Annotated in this window: 17 protein-coding genes and 1 pseudogene; 7 read left to right on the forward strand and 11 right to left on the reverse strand. The window is 69.6% G+C overall.

The window, feature by feature from the left end:
* Positions 1-114 precede the first annotated feature (114 nt).
* From QOL99_RS01250 to QOL99_RS01275, 6 genes and pseudogenes are all read right to left on the reverse strand, one after another.
* Positions 115-852, reverse strand: coding sequence for a sporulation protein (locus QOL99_RS01250; protein ID WP_285520795.1), 738 nt, complete (start codon positions 850-852; stop codon positions 115-117).
* Positions 853-1,133: 281 nt separating this feature from the next.
* A complete protein-coding gene (ppgK, locus tag QOL99_RS01255) occupies positions 1,134-1,892 on the reverse strand; it encodes a polyphosphate--glucose phosphotransferase (RefSeq protein WP_285520796.1) in 759 nt (252 codons plus the stop codon).
* A gap of 92 nt (positions 1,893-1,984) precedes the next feature.
* Positions 1,985-2,344: a 50S ribosomal protein L20 gene (gene rplT / locus QOL99_RS01260; RefSeq protein ID WP_285520797.1), complete on the reverse strand. Its 360-nt coding sequence runs from the start codon at positions 2,342-2,344 to the stop codon at positions 1,985-1,987.
* Between the two features lie 3 nt (positions 2,345-2,347).
* Positions 2,348-2,551 (reverse strand): 50S ribosomal protein L35, encoded by a 204-nt coding sequence (rpmI, locus tag QOL99_RS01265; RefSeq protein WP_152868064.1) that lies wholly within the window; start codon positions 2,549-2,551, stop codon positions 2,348-2,350.
* 144 nt (positions 2,552-2,695) lie between these two features.
* Positions 2,696-3,508: a GNAT family N-acetyltransferase gene (locus QOL99_RS01270; RefSeq protein WP_285520798.1), complete on the reverse strand. Its 813-nt coding sequence runs from the start codon at positions 3,506-3,508 to the stop codon at positions 2,696-2,698.
* Between the two features lie 211 nt (positions 3,509-3,719).
* Positions 3,720-5,680 (reverse strand): annotated as a pseudogene (locus tag QOL99_RS01275) (alpha-amylase family protein).
* A 42-nt stretch (positions 5,681-5,722) separates the two neighbouring features.
* Between QOL99_RS01275 and QOL99_RS01280 the strand changes: the two are divergent.
* From QOL99_RS01280 to leuS, 3 genes are all read left to right on the forward strand, one after another.
* The gene (locus tag QOL99_RS01280) at positions 5,723-6,175 is read left to right on the forward strand and encodes an NUDIX hydrolase (protein ID WP_285520799.1); all 453 of its coding nucleotides are present in this window, start codon (positions 5,723-5,725) and stop codon (positions 6,173-6,175) included.
* A 51-nt stretch (positions 6,176-6,226) separates the two neighbouring features.
* Positions 6,227-7,711, forward strand: coding sequence for a proline--tRNA ligase (gene proS / locus QOL99_RS01285; RefSeq protein WP_285520800.1), 1,485 nt, complete (start codon positions 6,227-6,229; stop codon positions 7,709-7,711).
* Between the two features lie 176 nt (positions 7,712-7,887).
* Positions 7,888-10,362, forward strand: coding sequence for a leucine--tRNA ligase (gene leuS / locus QOL99_RS01290; RefSeq protein ID WP_285520801.1), 2,475 nt, complete (start codon positions 7,888-7,890; stop codon positions 10,360-10,362).
* Between the two features lie 238 nt (positions 10,363-10,600).
* Here leuS and QOL99_RS01295 read toward each other — a convergent pair whose 3' ends face one another.
* The 3 genes from QOL99_RS01295 to QOL99_RS01305 all read right to left on the reverse strand — a co-directional run bounded on the left by QOL99_RS01295 (position 10,601) and on the right by QOL99_RS01305 (position 12,113).
* Positions 10,601-10,846, reverse strand: coding sequence for a hypothetical protein (locus QOL99_RS01295; RefSeq protein WP_285520802.1), 246 nt, complete (start codon positions 10,844-10,846; stop codon positions 10,601-10,603).
* Between the two features lie 66 nt (positions 10,847-10,912).
* Entirely contained in the window at positions 10,913-11,080 is a 168-nt protein-coding gene (locus tag QOL99_RS01300; RefSeq protein WP_285520803.1) for a hypothetical protein, read from the reverse strand.
* A gap of 49 nt (positions 11,081-11,129) precedes the next feature.
* Positions 11,130-12,113, reverse strand: a complete 984-nt coding sequence (locus QOL99_RS01305; RefSeq protein ID WP_285520805.1) for an alpha/beta fold hydrolase — start codon at positions 12,111-12,113, stop codon at positions 11,130-11,132.
* Between the two features lie 123 nt (positions 12,114-12,236).
* Here QOL99_RS01305 and QOL99_RS01310 point away from each other — a divergent pair, with 123 nt between their 5' ends.
* Entirely contained in the window at positions 12,237-12,797 is a 561-nt protein-coding gene (locus QOL99_RS01310) for a hypothetical protein (RefSeq protein ID WP_285520806.1), read from the forward strand.
* 63 nt (positions 12,798-12,860) lie between these two features.
* Here the strand turns inward: QOL99_RS01310 and QOL99_RS01315 are convergent, their stop codons facing one another.
* Positions 12,861-14,468: an ABC transporter ATP-binding protein gene (locus QOL99_RS01315; protein ID WP_285520807.1), complete on the reverse strand. Its 1,608-nt coding sequence runs from the start codon at positions 14,466-14,468 to the stop codon at positions 12,861-12,863.
* Between the two features lie 64 nt (positions 14,469-14,532).
* On the opposite strand from QOL99_RS01315, the gene QOL99_RS01320 reads away from it, so the two are divergent.
* Complete coding sequence (locus tag QOL99_RS01320) at positions 14,533-15,321, forward strand: phosphatase PAP2 family protein (RefSeq protein WP_285520808.1); 789 nt, start codon at positions 14,533-14,535, stop codon at positions 15,319-15,321.
* A gap of 172 nt (positions 15,322-15,493) precedes the next feature.
* Here QOL99_RS01320 and QOL99_RS01325 read toward each other — a convergent pair whose 3' ends face one another.
* Positions 15,494-17,764 carry a RelA/SpoT family protein gene (locus QOL99_RS01325; RefSeq protein ID WP_285520814.1) on the reverse strand — a complete coding sequence of 757 codons (2,271 nt, stop codon included), beginning with the start codon at positions 17,762-17,764 and terminating at the stop codon, positions 15,494-15,496.
* Between the two features lie 234 nt (positions 17,765-17,998).
* On the opposite strand from QOL99_RS01325, the gene QOL99_RS01330 reads away from it, so the two are divergent.
* A complete protein-coding gene (locus tag QOL99_RS01330; RefSeq protein ID WP_285520809.1) occupies positions 17,999-18,691 on the forward strand; it encodes a TetR/AcrR family transcriptional regulator in 693 nt (230 codons plus the stop codon).
* 9 nt (positions 18,692-18,700) lie between these two features.
* On the forward strand, positions 18,701-19,201 hold a 501-nt coding region (locus QOL99_RS01335; RefSeq protein WP_285520810.1), incomplete at its 3' end, for an alpha/beta hydrolase.

Genomic DNA, 19,201 nt, shown 5'->3' on the forward strand with positions numbered 1-19,201 from the left:
CGACGCCCGTGTACAGCACGTCGGCGGTGAGCAGCTCGGGGAGGTGAGGGTCAGGCGGCGAATCGGGCGGCGGCGCGGCGGGCATGGGGCGCATTCTGCCGCGCCCGTCCCCGCCTACGCCAGCGCCTGCACCCGCGCCCCCAGCTCACGGGCCACCGCGTCCGGCCCCCCGGCGAGCAGGGCGGCGGGCACGTGCCATCTCCCCCGCTGCTCGAACTCGGAGGTAAAGAGGCTGGCGAGGCCGCTCGCGCGGCGGTCCACCTCCAGCACCACGTCGAGGCCACCACCCGCAGCCGCGAGCATCATCATCTCCAGTTCGTTGATGCGGTACTGCCCGTAGGGGGGCCGGAAGCTCAGCTCCTGCACGATGCGCCCGTGGTGGTACTCGACCTCGCTCCCCGCCAGCGAGAAGCCCAGGCGCTCGGCGGCGCCGATCACGGCCTCCATCTCGCGGCTGGGCAGGATCTGAAGCTGATCCGTGTCGCCGGGATCAGCCGCTCCCGCGATGTCCGCGTCGGTGACCAGCCACACCGCCGTGCCGCGCAGGGTCAGCGGGGTGCCCTGCGGGATGGGCAGCCCAAAGGGGAACTCCCGGCGCTCACCGGGCTGGAGGGTGAAGCCCGGCACGACCGGCTGGGTGAAGAGGGTATGCGTGACGTAGCTGTCGTCCCTCTTGTAGCGGGTCGCCAGCCCCAGGTTCAGGCGCTCGATCTTCTGCTCGATGCTGCCGCCCTCCACGACGACCACGCCCGTGACACTCTCGCCCACCCGCACCGCCGGGGTCTGCACCTGCGCGTCCACCCGTGCCCCGCCGACGCCGACCGCCGCCATCATCCGTTTCAGAAATCCCATACGCGTCACAGTACGGGTCGGGCGGCGGCGAAGTTCCGGCTAGAGCATTTGCCATAAGAATGCGGTGGGTTTCCGCATTCGTTGGCCGAGCGGACTTGCAAAGCTGCGCAGCAGAGCGAGCGAATTGAAGAAGAGCATTGGGCATTCGGGGAGGCACCTGGGACGCCCTTCCCCGGGAGCCGTCATTCTGTCAAATGCTCTAGGACTCCGGGTGCTGGCGCCCGGCAGCCATCATCGCCGCGCNACGCCCTTCCCCGGGAGCCGTCATTCTGTCAAATGCTCTAGGACTCCGGGTGCTGGCGCCCGGCAGCCATCATCGCCGCGCCGACGATGCCGGAGTCGTTCTGGAGGGCGGCGGGCACCACCTTCGTGCGCTCGGTCTGGACGTGGGGCTGCCACTTCTCGGCCCGCTTGCTGACGCCCCCGCCGATCACGAACAGCTCGGGCGAGAAGAGGCGTTCGAGGTGCCCGAGGTAGGTGCTGACCCGCTTGGCCCACCCCTTCCAGTTCAGGTCGTCGCGCTCGCGGGCGCGGTCGGAGGCCCAGCTCTCGGCGTGCTTGTCGCCCTTGAGATACAGGTGCCCCAGTTCGGTGTTGGGCACCAAGACCCCGCCGTGCATCAGCGCACTACCGATCCCGGTGCCGAAGGTCAGCACCAGCACCACGCCGGGCACGTCCCGCGCCGCCCCGAACTGCGCTTCCGCGATTCCGGCGGCGTCCGCGTCGTTGACGAGGTACACGTCGCGCCCGGTCGCCCCGGTGAACAGCGCGTCGGCGTCCAGCCCGATCCAGGCGTCGTCCACGTTGGCGGCACTCAGGGTCTTGCCGTGCTGCACGATGCCGGGAAAGGTCACCCCCACCGGCCCCCCGTGCCCGAAGTGCTGCACGAGCTCGGCCACCACCGCCCTCACGTCGTCCGGGCGGGCGCCCGCAGGTGTGGGAATACGCCAGCGCTCGGCCGTGAGCTGGCCCGTCTGCGTGTCCACAGGCGCTCCCTTGATGCCGCTGCCGCCGATGTCGATGCCCAGGATCACGCTCATGGGGTACAGGGTAACAAAGTGTGGGAGGCCGCCGGAAAGACCACAAAAAACCGCCCACACACGGGAGGCGGCTCCGGGGTCAAGGCCGGGGCTTACCCGTTCCGGGCACCCTTGGACGCTTCCACGAGGGCGCGGAAGGCTTCGGGCTCGCGGGCGGCGATGTCGGCCAGCACCTTGCGGTTGAGGTCGACCCCGGCGAGCTTCAGGCCGTGGATGAAGGTCGAGTAGTTCATGCCGTGCAGGCGGGCGCCCGCGTTGATGCGCTGGACCCACAGGCGGCGGAAGTCACGCTTCTTGTTGCGGCGGTCGCGGTACTCGTAGGTCGCGGCGTTCAGCAGCGTCTGGAAGGCGTTGCGGTACTGCTTGGAGCGGCTGCCCCAGAAGCCCTTGGCCCGCTTGAGGACCTTCTTGTGGCGGCGGCGGCGGACGGTTCCGGTCTTGACGCGTGGCATGGCTCACTTCCTCCCAGCGACGAGGCCCAGCTTCATGCGGGCCCACTCACTCTTGGCGAGGACAAAGCCCTTGCCCTTGCCGCGAATCTCGTCGCCGCTCTTGCCGGTGTTCTGGTGGCGCTTGCCACTCTTGAACGCCATGACCTTGCCGGTGGCCGTGACCTTCACCCGGCGGGTCATGCTCTTTTTGGTCTTCATCTTGGGCATGTGCTCTCCTTAGTCCAGTCGCGCCCACCTGGGTGGGGCTTCTGTCTGGGGTGCGGGCCGTCTCCTGTGCGGAAACCGTTGGTCGCCCTGCCCCACTTGACCAAGAGAGAACTATACGCGGGGACTGGGGGCCAGGGCAAGGGGTCAGGCGGGCCGGAAATACATCTGGGTGGCGGTCTGGCGGCTGCCGTTTTTCTCGAAGATGCGGCGCATGGCGTGGTTGTCGGCCTCGGTGCCGCCTCCGTGCATGGTGAAGCTCTCGGCGGCGCGGGCCAGCAGGTGGGCGTGGAGGCGGGTGCCGTGGCCCTGGCCGCGTGCGTCCGGGTGGACGCCGATCATGTTCAGATTGACCCAGCCGGGGCGGGTGCTGGGGCCAAAGGCTCCCAGGGCGACGGGCTGCCCAGCCGTATCGGGCAGGGCCACCAGCGTCCAGCCTTCCGCCCATTCCCAGTCCGCGTGACCCAACGTGTCCAGCAGCACGGCCACCTCGGGGCGCTGGCGCAGCTCGTCGCCACCCTCCACGGCATCGGGTGCGAGGGGATAGGAACGGGCCTGGAGGTCGGTGTCGTACATCACGTGGACGGGCGCGTCACTGACCCAACCCCCGGCCAGCACCGCGTCCGCGTCCAGCGGCGCGAGATCGTCTTGCAGCATCAGCTTGCGCTCCGGCTCGACTCGCTCACGTAGGGCGCGGGCCAGGGCTGTCATCCCCTCCGGAGTCACGTCCGGGCGGAAGCGGGGGAAGACCGGAATCTGCGGGGCGACCGAGATCAGGGCCGTCCCTTCTACCCCCCGCTCGGAGCGCAGGATCAGCACATTTTCCAGCCGGACCCGGCCCGCCGCGACGTTCTCGCGCAGGATGGGAAGGCGTTTTGCCACGTCCAGCGGATCGGGGTGCAGCGCGAAAAAGTCGGCCAGGGTGTTCAGCGTGGGCGTTTGGATCGTGTACGTGTTCAAGGGGTGACCTCGGGTGGGAGGGTCACCGGGCAGGCGTTGGCCTGGCAATCAGGAACGGCTCGCGGTGACCGGGAGGCGGGTGGACGGTCCGGCGTGATCGGCAGGGGCAGTTCGCGTCATGGGAAACCTCCGGGGTGCAGCAGGAATGGGGACAGCCTACGCGACCGCTCCCGCTCGCTCTCGATGATTTGCCGTATGCAGGCCAATCGGCCTATACGAGACCGACGCTTCCACTCCCCTCGGCGGCAACCAGCCACAGCGCCCGGTATCCCTCCAGCCGCAGGGTGGGGCGGTCCAGACCCAGGCGGCTGCCGGTCAGCGCGTCTGCGGCCTCCGTGCCCAGCACCCCGCGCAACTCCCAGGCGGGCAGCACGACCTCCTGCTCGCTGAAGTTGTACGCCTGCACCATCACGCCGAGGGGATGGTCGCGCCGCAGCAGCAGCACCCGCCCGTCGGGGCTGTGCAGAGGCCAGGTCTCCACGCTGGCGTGCAGGTGGGGCAGGCTCCGGCGCACACGGATCAGGTGCCGCAGGCCCGCGTTGACCCGGCCCGCCGGGGTGTCCGGCTCGCCCTGCACCCGCGCAGCCAGTGCCCAGTCCATCTGCGGACGGTGGACCCAGCGGTTGTCGGCGGCGTGTTCGGGCACGTCGGCGTAGCCGGAGTCGTTGAGGAGCGCGAGTTCGTCCCCCATGTACAGCAGCGGCACCCCGCCGAAGCCCAGGATGACCGCGTGCAGCAGCAACAACCGGCGCACGGCGTCGTCCACCCGGCCCGCGTCCCCGGCGTCCAGCGCCGCCTCCAGCCCGGCGAGGCTGGCCGCCGACCCGCTGATGCGGCGGTCCCCGGTGTACGGGTTGTGCTGAAAGACCAGCCCCCGCGCGAAGGACCCCGGAAACTCGCCGCTGTAGAAGTCCGAGAGGAAGTGGCGGTGGGCCGGGCCGCCGAGCCCCACGCGGGCGGCGTCCTCGTCGGCGATCGCCCAGCCGATGTCGTCGTGGCAGCGGACGTACAGGCCCCAGGCCGTGTTCGTCGGCTTGGGGGGAAAGGCCCGCAGCGCCCCGGCGAGGAGGCGGGTGTCGCGGCTCGCCAGACTGGACCACAGCCCCACCATCAGGCTGTTGTGATAGGCCATGTCCGAGACGCGCCCGTGGTGCGCCCCGCGCCCCAGGTAGCCCATCAGTTCGGCAGGGGAGACGATGGCCTCGGCCTTGAACGCCACCGCCGGGGCCACGATCCGGGCCGCCGCCCGCAGCGCCCGCGTGAGCCAGTGGACCTCCGGCTCGTTCTGGCAGGCGGTGCCCATCCGCTTCCACAGAAAGGCGATGGCGTCCAGCCGGAAGACCTCCACCCCCCGGTTGGCGAGGTGCAAGATCAGGTCCACGAACTCCAGAAACACGTCCGGATTGCCCCAGTTCAGGTCCCACTGGTAGGCGTTGAAGGTGGTCCAGACCCAGCCGTCCGCCTCCGGGTCCCAGGAGAAATTGCCCGGCGCGAAGTCGGGGAACACCTCCGGCAGCGTGCGCTCGTACAGGTCGGGCACGCTGCGGTCGGGATGGATGTGGAAGTAGGCGCGGTACCTGGGATCGCCCGCCCGCGCCCGCTCGGCCCACCCGTGCTCGCGGGCGACGTGGTTGAGCACGAGGTCCAGCACGAGGCTGATGCCCCGGCCGCGCAGCCCCCGCGCCAGGGCCGCGAGGTCGTCCATGGTGCCCAGGTCGGGCCGCACCGCCCGGTCGTCGGCCACCGCGTAGCCGCCGTCGTTCTCGCCCTCGCGGGGCCTGAGCAGCGGCATCAGGTGGAGGTAGCGGACGCCCAGGCCCTCCAGGTAGTCCAGCCGCTCGCCCACCCCCGCCAGCGTCCCGGCGAAGCGGTCCGCGTAGGCCACGTAGCCCACCATCTCCGCTCCGGCCCCTGCAACCAGTCGGGGCGCAGCAGCCGGGCCTCGTCCAGTCGCCGCAGGTCGGCGGGGCGCTCCCGGAACCCGCGCGTCAGCACCTCCAGCAGCCGCGCCGGAAGGTCGCCCAGATCAGCGCCGTACACCGCCTGCAGCGTCTCCAGCAGGTCGTCGCCGTACCGCTCCAGCCGCAGCGCGAACGTGTCGGCGTCGCGCCCGTCGGGGAAGGCGGCGGGGGACAGGACGGGGAAACGGGAAGTGGGCACGCTTCCCAGGATAGAGGCCACCCTGGAACTGATTCCAGCGGGCAGAATGCCCTCATGACCCCACCGCCCCGTCAGTGCGCCGCCGTGCTCCTCACGAACGGGCGGGGCGAGGCGCTGCTGGTCCGGCAGGCCTACGGACGGCAATTCTGGGGCCTGCCCGGCGGCATCGTGGACCCCGGCGAGACGCCGCTGGAGGCTGCCGTGCGGGAGGCGCGGGAGGAGGTCGGCGTCGAGGTCGCGCTGGAGGGGGTCGTGGGTGCCTACCTGCTTCAGGGCGGAGGCTGGCCGGACATTCAGGCGTACGTGTTCGCGGGGCGGATCGTCGCCGGAGAACCCGTGGTGGCCGCGCCGGAAGAACTCAGCGCCCTGGCATGGTGCCCGCTGGACCGGCGGCCCTCTCCCCTGCTGCCCGACGCGCTCGCCGCGCTGGACGACCTCCGGGCGGGCCGCACGGGAGCCGTGAGGACCGTTCAGCGCCACCTCTCCTTGCACGGGGTCCCGCTGTAGGCCACCTGGCCCCCCTGCAGCCTGCGCCCCGGCCCACTATGCTGTCGGGCGATGACGAAAGACGGCGGCAGGCAGGACAAGAAGGCGCAGCAATACGGCGTGACGCCCCAGAGCACGGATTTCAACGACTGGTACAACGAGGTCGTGAAGAAGGCTGACCTGGCCGACAACAGCCCGGTCGCGGGCGCGATGGTGGTGCGGCCCTACGGGTCGGCGCTGTGGGAGAACATCGTGCGCTGGTTGGATACCCGCTTCAAGGCGACCGGGCACGAGTCGCTGATCTTTCCCACCCTGATCCCGATGGGCTTCATCACCAAGGAAGCCGACCACGTCGAGGGCTTCGCGCCCGAGCTGTTCACCGTGAGCAAGATCGGCACGGAGGAACTCGCCGAGCCCTACGTCATGCGCCCCACGTCCGAGACGATCATCGGGCACATGTGGGCGGGGTGGCTGAACTCCTACCGCGACCTCCCCTTCCTGCACTACCAGTGGGGCAGCGTGTTCCGCGCCGAGCTGCGGACCAAGGCCTTCCTGCGAACCTCCGAGTTCTTCTGGCACGAGGGCCACACCGCCCACGCCGACGAGCAGGAAGCCCGCGCGGAGGTCCGGCAGCAGCTCGACCTCTACCACGAGTTCTGCCGCGACGTGCTGGCCCTGCCCGTGGTGCGCGGCGAGAAGACGGCCTCCGAGAGATTCGCCGGGGCGGTCGCCACCTACTCCATCGAGGGGATGATGCGCGACGGCAAGGCGCTGCAATCGGGCACCAGCCATTACCTGGGGCAGAACTTCTCCCGGGCGTTCGACGTGAAGTTCCAGACCCGCGAGCAGAAGGAGGAGTACGCGCACACCACGAGCTGGGCGATCTCCAGCCGCATCATCGGGGCGATCATCATGACGCACGGGGACGATTTCGGGCTGATCATGCCGCCGCGCATCGCACCCATCCAGGTCGTCGTGATTCCGGTGGGCCGCAAGGACAACTTCGATCAGATGGTGGAAGAAGGCGAGCGGCTGGCCGCCGAGCTCCGCGCCCAGGGTCTGCGGGTCAAGGTGGACAAGCGTGACGGCGTGACCAACGGCTTCAAGTACAACGACTGGGAACTCAAGGGCGTGCCCGTGCGCATCGAGCTGGGGCCGCGCGACCTGGAGGCGGGCGTGGTGGTGGTCAAGAACCGCCACAGCGACGAGAAGGAGACGCTGGGCCGCGCCGAAGCGGTCGCTGGGATGGCCGCCCGGCTGGACGGCATCCACGACTGGCTGCTGGCCCGCGCCACCGACTTCATGCTCTCGCACACGCTGACGGCGGACGACTACGGCACCTTCCGGCAGGCCATCGAGGACGGGAACTGGGTCCGGGCGCACCACTGCGGACAGCCCGAGTGCGAGAAGGCGATCAAGGACGACACGAAGGCGACCGCCCGCAACGTGCCCCTCGACGACGCCGAGTTCTTCGCCGAGAAGGACAGCGGCCCCTGCGTGCGCTGCGGGGGGCCGGGGGCGTATGACAAGCGGGTGATGTTCGGGCGGCAGTACTGAGGGAGCGGTCAGCCTTCAGGGGCCGCTCTTTCTACCCCGATCCGTATTACACTGACCCCATGATCCGCTCTGCGCTTACCACCCGGGGACACCTCGCCTAGCTCAGAGCTCGCGCGTGTGTCCCCGGCTGCGTCAGCCGGGGCGATTTTTTGGTTGACCTCTCAAGGAGCCTGCCCATGACGACCGAACCCACCCAGAAGCCAGACATTCAGGAACCCCGCGCCGAACGCTACAACCCCCACGCCACCGAGCCGAAATGGCAGCAGCGGTGGGACGAACAGGGCCTGTACACCTTTTGCGAGGACCCCAGCAAGACCAAGCACTACGCCCTGACCATGTTCCCCTACCCCTCCGGGAACCTGCACATCGGGCACTGGTACGCCAACGTGGCCCCCGACGCCCGCGCCCGCTGGATGCGGATGCGTGGATACAACGTCTTCTTTCCGATGGGCTTCGACGCCTTCGGGCTGCCCGCCGAGAACGCGGCGATCAAGAACAATCTGGACCCGGCGGGGTGGACCTACTCGAACATCGAGCACATGACCGGGCAGTTCCGGCGCATGGGGACGATGATCGACTGGAGCCGCTCCTTTGCCACCTGCGACCCCGAGTACTACCGCTGGAACCAGTGGTTTTTCACCGAGTTCTTCCGGCGGGGCCTGGCCTACAAGAAGGGCGGGCTGGTGAACTGGTGCCCCAGGGACCAGACCGTGCTGGCGAACGAGCAGGTCGTGGACGGCTCGTGCGAGCGCTGCGGCACCCCGGTCGAGCGGCGCAACCTGAGCCAGTGGTACCTGAAAATCACCGACTACGCCGAGGAACTGCTGGATTTCGGTGACACCGATATGCCCGAGCGCGTCCGGCTGATGCAGACCAACTGGATCGGCAAGTCGGTGGGCGCGGAAGTCACCTTCCCCACCCCCGCCGGGCCGGAAACCGTCTTTACCACCCGCCCCGACACCCTGATGGGCGCGACCTTCCTGGTGCTGGCCCCCGAACATGCCAAGGTGGACGCCCTGACCACCCCCGAGCAGGCGGAGGCCGTGCGGACCTACGTGGAGGCGGCGGGCCGCAAGACCGACGTGGAGCGCCAGCAGGAGGGCGAGAAGACGGGCGTGTTCACCGGAAGCTACGCCACCCACCCCGTGAGCGGCGACCCGCTGCCGATCTGGGTCGCGGATTACGTGCTGGTGACCTACGGCACCGGCTCGATCATGGCTGTCCCCGCCCACGACGAGCGCGACTTCGCCTTCGCGCGGAAGTTCGGGCTGCCCATCCGCGAGGTGATCCGCCCCCAGGGCGAGGAGGGCATGGGCGAACAGCCGGAAGTGGCCTACAGCGGCGAGGGGCTGATCGTGAACTCCGGCGAGTTCGACGGCTTGCCCGGCGGCAAGGCCAGCATTGACCAGATCATCCGGCGGCTGGAAGCGCGGGGCGTGGCGCAGGCCCGCACGACCTACCGCCTGCGCGACTGGCTGGTGTCGCGCCAGCGCTACTGGGGCACGCCCATCCCCATCGTGTACTGCGCCGAGCACGGGGCGCAGCCCGTCCCGGCCGAGGAGCTGCCCGTCCGGCTGCCCGAGAACGTGGAGTTCACCCCCACCGGCCAGAGCCCGCTGAAGCTGGACCGCGAGTGGACGGCCACGACCTGCCCCGTCTGCGGCGGCCCCGCCGAGCGCGACACCGACACGATGGACACCTTCGTGGATTCGAGCTGGTACATGTACCGCTACCTGTCCCCGCACGACGACGCGCATCCCTTCGACCCCGCCCGGGCCGACCTGCTGCCCGTCGACCTGTACACGGGCGGCATCGAGCACGCGATCCTGCACCTGCTGTATTCGCGCTTCTGGACCAAGGTGATGCGCGACCTGGGCCTGACCACCCAGAACGAGCCGTTCCGGTGGCTGCGCAACCAGGGCATGATCCTGGGTGAGGACGGCGACAAGATGAGCAAGTCGCGCGGCAACGTGGTCGACCCCGACGACCTGGTGCGCGAGTACGGGGTCGACACGGTCCGCACCTACCTGATGTTCATCGCCCCCTGGGAGCTGGGCGGCCCCTGGGACCCGCAGGGCATCAACGGCCCCGCGAAGTGGCTGGGCCGCGTCTGGGCGCTGTACTTCGACGAGAAGGCGGTCGGCCCGGAGGAAGGCGTCACCGCAGCCGACCTGCGTTACGCCGTCCACGCCACCCTGAAAAAGGTGACGGGCGACTTCGACCGCCTGAGCTTCAACACCATCGTCGCCTCGCTGATGGAGCTGACGAACACGCTGGTCAAGGCCAAGCGCTCCCCGGTCTTCGGGACCCCCGCCTGGGAGGAGGCGCTGGACATCTTTAACCGGATGCTGGCCCCGGTCGTGCCCCACATCGCGGAGGAAATCTGGGTGGAGCGCGGCGGGACGGGCAGCGTCCACGTCCAGTCCTGGCCCGAGGTGGACCAGGCCGCCGCCACCCGCGACACCGTCACCATCGGCGTGCAGGTGGGCGGCAAGGTGCGCGGTCAGATCGAGATTTCCAAGACCGCCACCCAGGAAGAGGCCCTGACCGCTGCCCGCGCCAATCCCGATGTGGCCCGCTTCGTGGAGGGCAAGACGACGGTCAAGGAGGTGTACGTGCCGGGGCGGATCATCAATATCGTGGTGAGGTGAGTCGCTGAACAACGGCTCCGCCCTGGCCTGTTGGGTGGGGCCGCTTTCCTGTGGCCCGGTCGTGTTCTCAGGATCGACTGGACCGACCGCCGCCCCCACCTCACCTGCCGTGGCTGCCATACCCGTAGGGAAACCCCATGACCAGACCGCGCCCCAGACCAGCGAGGAGCTTGAAGAGAGGAAGGCCCCACCCTGCCAGACGGCACGGGTGGGACCTTCTCTTTTGGGTCGTCCGAACTCAGGATTTGCCGGTGTCGGGCCCGGTGTCCGGAATGTCCGGGGTGGCGCTCGCCGTCCCCCCGATATGCTTCTCGACGTACTCGTCGGAGGCCTGGGCCCCGGGCTCCTGCCGCGCTCCCCGGCCGGGGGCAGCGTTCAGCTTGGCGGCCTCCTGATCGGTCAGGTCGGTGCCGGTGTCGGGCTGGATGTCCCCGGTCGCGTTCTGCTTGGTGCCGCTCTCGTCGTTGCGCTCGTCTCGGGTCACGTTGGAACCTCCTGGGGTGGGTTTGCCCGGCAGCATACGGCCCCCGGCGGGAGGCAGACTCCGCCCCTAACGGGCCGTTAAAGGCGGGGCTTCTGAAGCGGGAACCGGGACGTCCGCGAGAACGGGTTCCTCGAGCACGGTGACCTCGGGGCCGGGGGAAAGCTCCACCGCCAGGGCCTCGCGCAGCAGGAGAACCTGATCAGCGTTGGCCTGGGTGTGGGCGTCGGTGGTCATGGGAGGCATGGTGACACGTGGCCCCAGGACCCGTGGGCGCATTTGCCGCTCAGCGGTTCGCCGCCCAGAAGGCGTCCAGCGCCGCCCGCACCTCGGGCAGCTTCTCGAAGTGCGGCAGGCCGTCGGTCCCCTCGATCCGCACCGCCGTCACATTCGGCTGCGCGCCGAAGAGGGACAGGCGCTCGAAGCTCACGAAGCCGTCCTGGTCGTACAGCACGGCCACGGGCACCTGAAGCTTGCTGTAGAGGTCGCGGTAGGCGTCGGGCGTGAACAGCCCCCCGCTGATGAAATACAGGGGCGCGTTCCTGGCCCCCGGCTGCCGGGTGGTCTCCAGGGCGTAGGTGATCAGCCCCTCGTTCACTGGCCCCCGGAAGGAGCGGCTGAGGAAATACTCGATGCTGGGCCGGGTCCGCAGCACGGCGTACAGGGGCGTGCCCACCGCGTCCAGGGTGCGGTAGAGGCGGGTGCCGCCGTCACGCTCGCTGGCCTCCTGGGTGCCGCCACGCGGTTCGCCCAGTCCACTGGGGCTGAGCAGGGCCAGCGTGCGGATGCGCGGCTCCGCGAGGGCCGCCCGCGCCGCGAATTCGCTTCCCAGGCTCAGGCCCACCACGTCCACCTCCCCTCCCAGTTCGGCCACCAGCGCGGTCAGGGCCTGGGTCATCAGCTCGGGCGTGTAGCGGAGGTCGGGGCGGTCGCTGCTGCCGAAGCCGGGCCACTCCAGCGCGTAGACGGGGCGGGTGCCCGCGTAGGCGTCCCACAGCGGCTTCATCTCGTAGGCGCTCGCCGCCGCGTTGACCGAGTGGGTCAGGATCAGCGGGCGCCCGCTGCCGCGCGGGTCGGCGTAGTAGGCCACGCGCCCGAAGCCCGGCAGCGTCAGGAACCGCCGCTCGCCGGAGACGGCGGGGCTCAGCGTGAGGGCCGGAGAAGCCGTGAGTTGCGCGGGCTGTGGCGGCGCGGTCTGGGCAACGGCGACTGCCCCCAGCAGGGCAGCGGCGACAAGGGCGAGGGTGAGCGGACGCAATGACTTCCTCATGGGTCCATCCTGACGGGCCAGGCAGAGTCTTCCGTCACCCCGCACGCCAAGATTTGCGTTGCCCTCACGTTCCTTCAAGGGAAAGTCACCCCCGCGTCAGTTTGGGGGGCGAGAGTGAGAGGCATGAAAAAGATGCTGCTGGGAGCGGTGGGCCTGAGCGCGGTGCTGGCGAGTTGCGGAGTGGGCGGGGCACCGGACGGGAGCGGGAACGGAAGCGTCAGTCAGGTGCGGACGGAGTACCGACTGGCATCGGGGCAATTCGTGGCCTGCGACAATGTCAACAATGCGTCTGCCACGACCCAGGTGTCGGTGTACTTCCGGGTGGCCGGGAGCGTTCAGACGGTCGATGTAGGCTTGCGGGGCAACACTGATCCTCAGTACGACAACAATTACACCGCACGGGTGACCGGACAGCAGCTCGCAGCTATCGGAAATGGAAGCTACCGCCTGACCTTCACGGCAAATCCGGCAACGGGCCTGCTGCCACAGTCGATCATCGTCACGCCCACCCAGGGCAAGGTAAAGATCGTGACTGCGAACGAGCGGGCAGGTAGCTTCCACGCCGCCCTCACTGTCAATACCGGTAGCTCCAACTACAGCTTCAACAGCAGTCTTATCCCTAACGGGAATGTTGACGTGTACGCGAACTGCACCGTTGTAAGTACCACCAACGACAACGTCTAATCTCATGCAGTTGGAAGGGCCGCCCCCAGATCGGAGGCGGCCCTTTCCTTCGCCCAGCGAACCCTACAGTCCCCGCTCCCCCACCGCCTGCGTCCCGCTGACCTCGCCGCTGCGGCCGCTCGTGCCGCCGCTGCCGGTCATCAGGAGGCCCAGGCCCGTCTCGGTGGCCTCGCTGGCGGGGACCTCGCCCACGACCTCGCCCTCGTACATCACCAGGATGCGGTCGGAGAGGTTCATCACCTCGCCGAGGTCGGCGCTGACGAGCAGCACGGCGAGGCCCTGGTCCCGCGCCTCGACGATGCGGGCGTGGATGAACTCGATCGCGCCGATGTCCACTCCGCGCGTGGGCTGGGAGGCGACCAGAATCTTGGGTTCCTTGCGCATCTCGCGGGCCACAATCAGCTTCTGGGCGTTGCCGCCGGAGTACTGCCCGGCCCGCAGGCTGGCGCTGCGCGGGCGCACGTCGTATTTCTCGCTGAGGCGCCGCGCGTTCTCCTCGATCACGTCCAGCCGCAGGAAGCCCAGCGGCCCGGCGAAGGGGGCACGGTCGTGCTCGCCCAGGATGTAGTTCTCGGCGGTGGTCATGTCCAGCACCAGCCCACGCTCGTTGCGGTCTTCCGGGATGTGCGAGAGGCCAGAAGCCTCGACCTCACGCACCCCGTGTGCCCGGCGGCCCAGGTAGGTGATCTCGCCGCCCGCGACCGGGGTCAGGCCGGTGATCGCCTCCACGAGTTCGCTCTGGCCGTTGCCCTCCACGCCCGCGATCCCGACGATCTCGCCCGCGCGAACCCCGAAGGACACGTTCTTGACGGCGTACCCGTGCTCGCCCGGCACGCTGACGCCGCGCACGTCGAGCGCGACCTCGCCGGGCTGAGCGGCGGTCTTTTGCACGCGCAGGCTGACCTCGCGCCCCACCATCATCTGCGCGAGCGTCTCGGTGGTCGCGCCCTGGGCGGGAATGGTGCCGATCATCTTGCCGTCGCGAATCACCGAGATGGTGTCCGAGATGTGCAGCACCTCGTGCAGCTTGTGGCTGATGAAAATGACAGCGTTGCCGCTGGCCGCGTACTGGTTTTTCAGGAAGTCGAACAGTTCGTCCGTCTCGCTGGGGGTCAGCACGGCGGTGGGCTCGTCCAGAATCAGGATGCGGGCGCCCCGGTAGAGCGTCTTGAGAATCTCGACCTTCTGCTGGAGGCCCACCGGGAGATCACCGACGAGCGCGTCGGGGTTGAGCGCGAAACCGAACTGCGCGATCAGCTCCGCGACCCGCCGCCGCGCCGAGGCGTAGTCGATGGCCCCGCCCGAGGTCGGCTCGGCGCCCAGGATCACGTTCTCGGTGACGGTCAGGGTGTCCACCAGCATGAAGTGCTGAAACACCATGCCGATGCCCCGCGCGATGGCCTGCGAGGGATCGGTGAAGTGCACGACCTCGCCGTCCACGACGATCTCGCCGGAGGTGGGGGGCTGGGCGCCGTACACGATCTTCATCAGGGTGCTCTTGCCCGCGCCGTTCTCGCCGCACAGCGCGTGCACGCTGCCCCATTTGACGTTCATGGTGATGTTGTCGTTGGCAAGCACCAGGGGAAAACGTTTGGTGATCCCGCGCAGCTCCAGCGCGGACTCGGCGCGGTGCGGCGCGGCGTGCAGCACGTCGGGGGTGGAGACCGTCATACCCCCAGTGTAGCGGGCTGACCCCCGACCCCCCGGAACGCGGCACACGTCACAATGAAGACACATGGAAGCGTTCTGGTTGGCTGTCACGAACCTCGGCCGTGACGAGGTCTTTATCGTCGTGCTCGCGCTCTACACCTGGCTGGTCAACCCCTGGGGCGGGCGAAATCTGGGAGTGGCCTTCGCCCTGTCGTATCTGGTGAACACCGCCCTGAAATTCGGCCTCGACCTGCCGCGCCCCTACCAGGACGGTTCAGCGGTGGCGAGTGCGGCGGCGCAGCAGACCGGACTGGGACCGGGGCTGCCCAGCGGACATACCCAGATGGCGGCCACCCTGTGGGGCGGCATTGCCGCGCAGATGGGACGGTCCGGTGCGTGGGCCGTCGCCCTGCTCCTGATCGGGTTGATCGCCGCCTCGCGGTTGGTGCTGAACGTGCATTACCCCAGCGACGTGATCGTGGGACTGGGGCTGGGGGCGGCGTTCGCGGCCCTCGCCGCGTGGGGGCACTTCGCGCAAGCGGGGGCAGCCCGCTGGCTGATTCCGGCCTTGTTCGTGGCGGTCACGCTCGTCCTGCCCGCCGCCACGCCGCGTGAATACGCGGTCGCGCTGGGGCTGACGGCGGGGTTCTGGTTCGTGCGGCCGACCTACCAGCCGCCGGGTGACTGGACCGGGCGGGCCATCGTCGCCGGGCTGGGCCTGCTGATGGTCTTCGCGGTGTATTTCGGGCTGGCAGCGGTGCTGGGCGGGCTGAGCGACCTGCCGCTGGTACGGGCGCTGCGTTACGCCGTGCTGGTGTGGGTCGCGGCGGAGGGAGCGCCGCTGCTGCTGGGGCGCTGGCTGCGGCGGGGGTAGGGGCTGTTGATTGCGGAGCGGTGGTCAGACGCCCCTTCACCCCGTTGCTTCGCGGGCGCCCCTTTCCTGCGTCCTGCGGAGCTTTCCAAGTCCGCCATGCGGCTCCACGAGTCGCCCACGGGGCGAGGTGGGAAGGGGGTGAGCTGGCCCTGGCGTATCAGGCAGCGACCCCTCACGCACTCGCCCGCCCCCGCCCCCCGCTTTTCCCCAGCCGCACCACGTCGGTGATCCCCGGCACCCGCCGGATCGCCTCCCGCACCGTCTCCAGGTCGGCCTGCCCGGTCACCGCGAGCCGCAGGTGGATGTGCGCCACGCCGTCGGCCCCCACGCCCGCCTCGATCTTCATCGGGCTGCGCTTCTCGGTGCTGAGGACCCCCAGCACGGCGGCCAGCAGGCCCTGGCGGTCGGGCGCGACCACGTCGAGGTCCACGATGGTGCCGCCCGGCGTGCCCGAATCCCAGGAGGCGGCGACGCAGCGCTCGGGCTCGTCCTTGAGCAGCCGGATCATGTTGGGGCAGTCGATGCGGTGGATGCTGACGCCCCGCCCCCGCGTGAGATAGCCCATGATCTGGTCGCCCCGGATCGGGGTGCAGCAGTTGGCGAGCTTGGTGGCCGTGCTGAGGCCCTCGACATAGACGCCGCCGGGCGTGGGGGGCCGGGGCGCAGGCGCGGCGCGTCGGGCGACCGCGTCGGCCTGCTCCTGCGCGAGGCTGGGCGAGAGCAGCCGTCCCACCACGCTGGGGGTCAGTTTGCCCGCATGCAGGGCCATATACACGTCGTCGGGGTTGCGGGTGCCCAGCAGCTTCTGCGCGGCGTCCTCGAGCAGCTTGGTCCGCATCAGCTGGCGCACGGGCAGGTGCCGCTTGCGCAGGTAGCGCTCCAGCAGGTCGTGGCCGCGTTGCAGCGCCTCGTCGCGCTCCTGCTGCCGGAAATAGTGGCGAATCTTGGCGCGGGCCGAGCGCGTCACCACGAAATTCAGCCAGCCCAGGTTCGGCTTGCTGTTTTTCGAGGTCACGATCTCGACCATGTCGCCGTTTTGCAGCTTGTGCAGCAGCGGCACGATGGACCCGTTAACCCGCGCCCCCACCGTCGTCTCGCCGATGCGGGTGTGGATGTGGTAGGCGAAGTCCACCGGCGTGCTGCCCGCCGGAAGGCTGATCGCCAGCCCCTTGGGCGTGAACACCCGCACCCGCTGCGAGAGGATGTCGGTCTTGACCGCGTCCATGTAATCGGAGGCGTCGTTGATCTCGTTTTGCAGCTCGCGCAACTGCGCGATCCAGTTCTCGCGGTCACGCTCGGCCAGCGAACTGCCCTGCTTGTACATCCAGTGGGCGGCGACGCCGTACTCGGCGACCTCGTGCATCCGCCGCGAGCGAATCTGCACCTCGATGGGCTGCCCGCTCTGGCTGATCACGGTCGTGTGCAGGCTCTGGTAGCCGTTGGGCTTGGGCACCGCGATGTAGTCCTTGAAGCGGCCCGGCAGCGGCGTCCACATCGAATGCACGATGGACACCGTGTGGTAGCAGATGCGCTTCTCGCGCGTCTCCTCGGCCCGCTCGCGGCGCTTCTCGTCGGTGCCGGGAGGAATGGTCAGCTCCTTGGGCGTCAGCATCACCCGGATGGCGAGCAGGTCGAAAATCTGCTCGAGCGCCTTGCCCTCCTTTTGCATCTTGTTGTGGATGCTCCAGAGGTGCTTGCTGCGCCCGGCGATGTCGATGTCGCTGACCCACTCGGGCAGTTCGAGGTCGTCGGCCAGCGCCTCATGCAGCTCCGCGACCGCCTGCTCGATCAGCTGCTGCCGTTCCTCCTGCCGGGTCCGCAGCCGGGTCTGGAGGTAGGCGTAGGCGTCCGGCTGGAGATACTGGAAGGCGAGGTCTTCCAGTTCCCACTTGATCTGCCCGATGCCGAGGCGGTGCGCGAGCGGCGCGAAAATCTCCATCGTCTCGCGGGCGATGCGGACCTGCTTTTCGGGCTTCATGGAGCCCAGCGTCCGCATGTTGTGCAGGCGGTCGGCCAGCTTGACCACGATGATGCGGATGTCGCCGGTCATCGCGACGAGCATCTGGCGCAGGTTCTCGGCCTGCATGTCGCGGCCGGTGTCGCGGACCTCGGCCTGCTGGCTGCCCTGCTTGGAGAGCTTGGAGACCTTCGTCTCGCCCTCCACGATGCGGCGCACGCCCTCCCCGAACTCGCGCTCGACGATCTCGAAGGTCACCCCGTCCACGTCCTCGACGGTGTCGTGCAGCAGCCCGGCCATCAGGGATTCGGTGTCCATGCCCAGCCGCGCCAGAATCACCGCCACCGCGACCGGGTGGGTGATATAGGGTTCGCCGCTCTTGCGAAAGACCCCGGCGTGGGCGTCCCGCGCAAAGACGTAGGCCCGCTCGACCGCCCCGCGCTCAGGCTGGGGGCGGTCGGCGATCATGGCCCGCAGCTCGGGCATGCCGTGGTCGTCGGCGTCCGGGGTGCGGGCAGACGCGGGCGGAGGCGCCGGGCGCTGCTGGTCCGGGCTGAGGTCGTCGTGGCCGCTGTCGGGGGGGACCTGCACGCCCGGCAAGATAGTGCATCGGCCCCGGCACAATGGGGACCGGGCGGCCCCAGCCAGATGAAGGCCCCCTCAGCGTGGGGAGCCTTGCGGCCACGGCAGCGTCAGACCGGGCACGCTACCCTGAAGAACGTGAAAGTCGACCGCCACGAGCAGGACGAGGCCCGGCGCGAACGCATCGCGCGGGTGGCCTTCGAGCTGTTCGCGCGGGGCGGGCTGGAAACGGTCAGTGCCCAGGACATCGCCCGCGCCGCGTATGTCAGCCGCACCAACCTCTACCGCTATTTTCCCTCCAAGGTGCATATGCTGCTGGCGCACTTCGAGAAGGCGGTGCAGGCCAGCCGCGACGACGCGGTCGAGCACCTGCGGGCCGGGGCCAATCCGCAGCAGGTATGGGCGCAGATGACGGCGCGGATGGCTGACCTGGGGGTGCGCTACCGCCACCTTGTCGGGGCGGTGGGGCAGGCGGTGCTGGGGGCGCGGCAGGTGCCGGGCGGTCAGGCGGAGGCCGACCGGGACGCGCTGAGGACGGCGGTCACGCTGGTGGCGCTCGTCGAACCCGTGTTGATCGCCATGCGCGACCGGGGCGTGCTGCGCGAGGGGGTGGATACCCGCATGGCGGGAGCCCTCCTGGTGGACGCCTGCCTGCTCGCGCTGCTGCACGGCGGGCACCGCGACCAGCGCGAGGTGCTGCGCGACTGGCAGGAGCGCTTCAGCCTGATCCTGCACGGGGCACTCGCGCCGGGCGTCAGCGCCGGGGACGTCCTGGCGCCGCCCGCCCACCCGGGCAACCCGGTCACGGACACGCGGCGGCCGGGGCCTTAGCCTCGGCGGGTGACTGCCGCCACACCCACTGCCACTGGCATCCGCACCCGCCTGACCCTTTCCGCCGGAGGCGAGCCGGTTCCTGCCGTCTGGCTGCGCCCCGGGACCCCCGCCCCAGGCCAGCCCGCCGCCCTGCTGCTGCACGGTTTCTCCTCGCGCGGGGACGTGATGGCGGGCACGGTGGGCCGAGCCCTGCTGCGCCGGGGGGTGGCATCCCTCTCCCCCGACCTGCCGCTGCACGGGACACGGGGAAACCCGCTGGAGCTGCAGGCCCTGCGCAACCCGCTGGAACTCGCGCGGCTGTGGCGGCTCGCGCTGCGGGAAGCCGGGGCGGGCGTGGACTTTCTGCGGGGGGAAACTGGGCGCGTGGGCGTGGTGGGCTACTCGCTGGGATCGTTCCTGGCGGTGATGCTGGCTTCCCAGCGGCCGGAGGTCGCGGCGGTGGTCCTCGCGGCGGGCGGCGACCTGCCGGGCGGCACCCCGCTCACGGCGGTCGCGCGGACGGTGGCC

Origin of the sequence: Deinococcus rhizophilus, assembly GCF_030271215.1 — a bacterium.
Classification (GTDB): domain Bacteria; phylum Deinococcota; class Deinococci; order Deinococcales; family Deinococcaceae; genus Deinococcus; species Deinococcus rhizophilus.

Coding starts and splice junctions, on each gene's coding strand:
- QOL99_RS01250 (WP_285520795.1), bottom strand. CDS start 852: ATGGGATTTCTGAAACGGATGATGGCGGCGGTCGGCGTCGGCGGGGCA.
- ppgK (WP_285520796.1), bottom strand. CDS start 1,892: ATGAGCGTGATCCTGGGCATCGACATCGGCGGCAGCGGCATCAAGGGA.
- rplT (WP_285520797.1), bottom strand. CDS start 2,344: ATGCCACGCGTCAAGACCGGAACCGTCCGCCGCCGCCGCCACAAGAAG.
- rpmI (WP_152868064.1), bottom strand. CDS start 2,551: ATGCCCAAGATGAAGACCAAAAAGAGCATGACCCGCCGGGTGAAGGTC.
- QOL99_RS01280 (WP_285520799.1), top strand. CDS start 5,723: ATGACCCCACCGCCCCGTCAGTGCGCCGCCGTGCTCCTCACGAACGGG.
- proS (WP_285520800.1), top strand. CDS start 6,227: ATGACGAAAGACGGCGGCAGGCAGGACAAGAAGGCGCAGCAATACGGC.
- leuS (WP_285520801.1), top strand. CDS start 7,888: ATGACGACCGAACCCACCCAGAAGCCAGACATTCAGGAACCCCGCGCC.
- QOL99_RS01300 (WP_285520803.1), bottom strand. CDS start 11,080: ATGACCACCGACGCCCACACCCAGGCCAACGCTGATCAGGTTCTCCTG.
- QOL99_RS01305 (WP_285520805.1), bottom strand. CDS start 12,113: ATGAGGAAGTCATTGCGTCCGCTCACCCTCGCCCTTGTCGCCGCTGCC.
- QOL99_RS01310 (WP_285520806.1), top strand. CDS start 12,237: ATGAAAAAGATGCTGCTGGGAGCGGTGGGCCTGAGCGCGGTGCTGGCG.
- QOL99_RS01315 (WP_285520807.1), bottom strand. CDS start 14,468: ATGACGGTCTCCACCCCCGACGTGCTGCACGCCGCGCCGCACCGCGCC.
- QOL99_RS01320 (WP_285520808.1), top strand. CDS start 14,533: ATGGAAGCGTTCTGGTTGGCTGTCACGAACCTCGGCCGTGACGAGGTC.
- QOL99_RS01325 (WP_285520814.1), bottom strand. CDS start 17,764: ATGCCCGAGCTGCGGGCCATGATCGCCGACCGCCCCCAGCCTGAGCGC.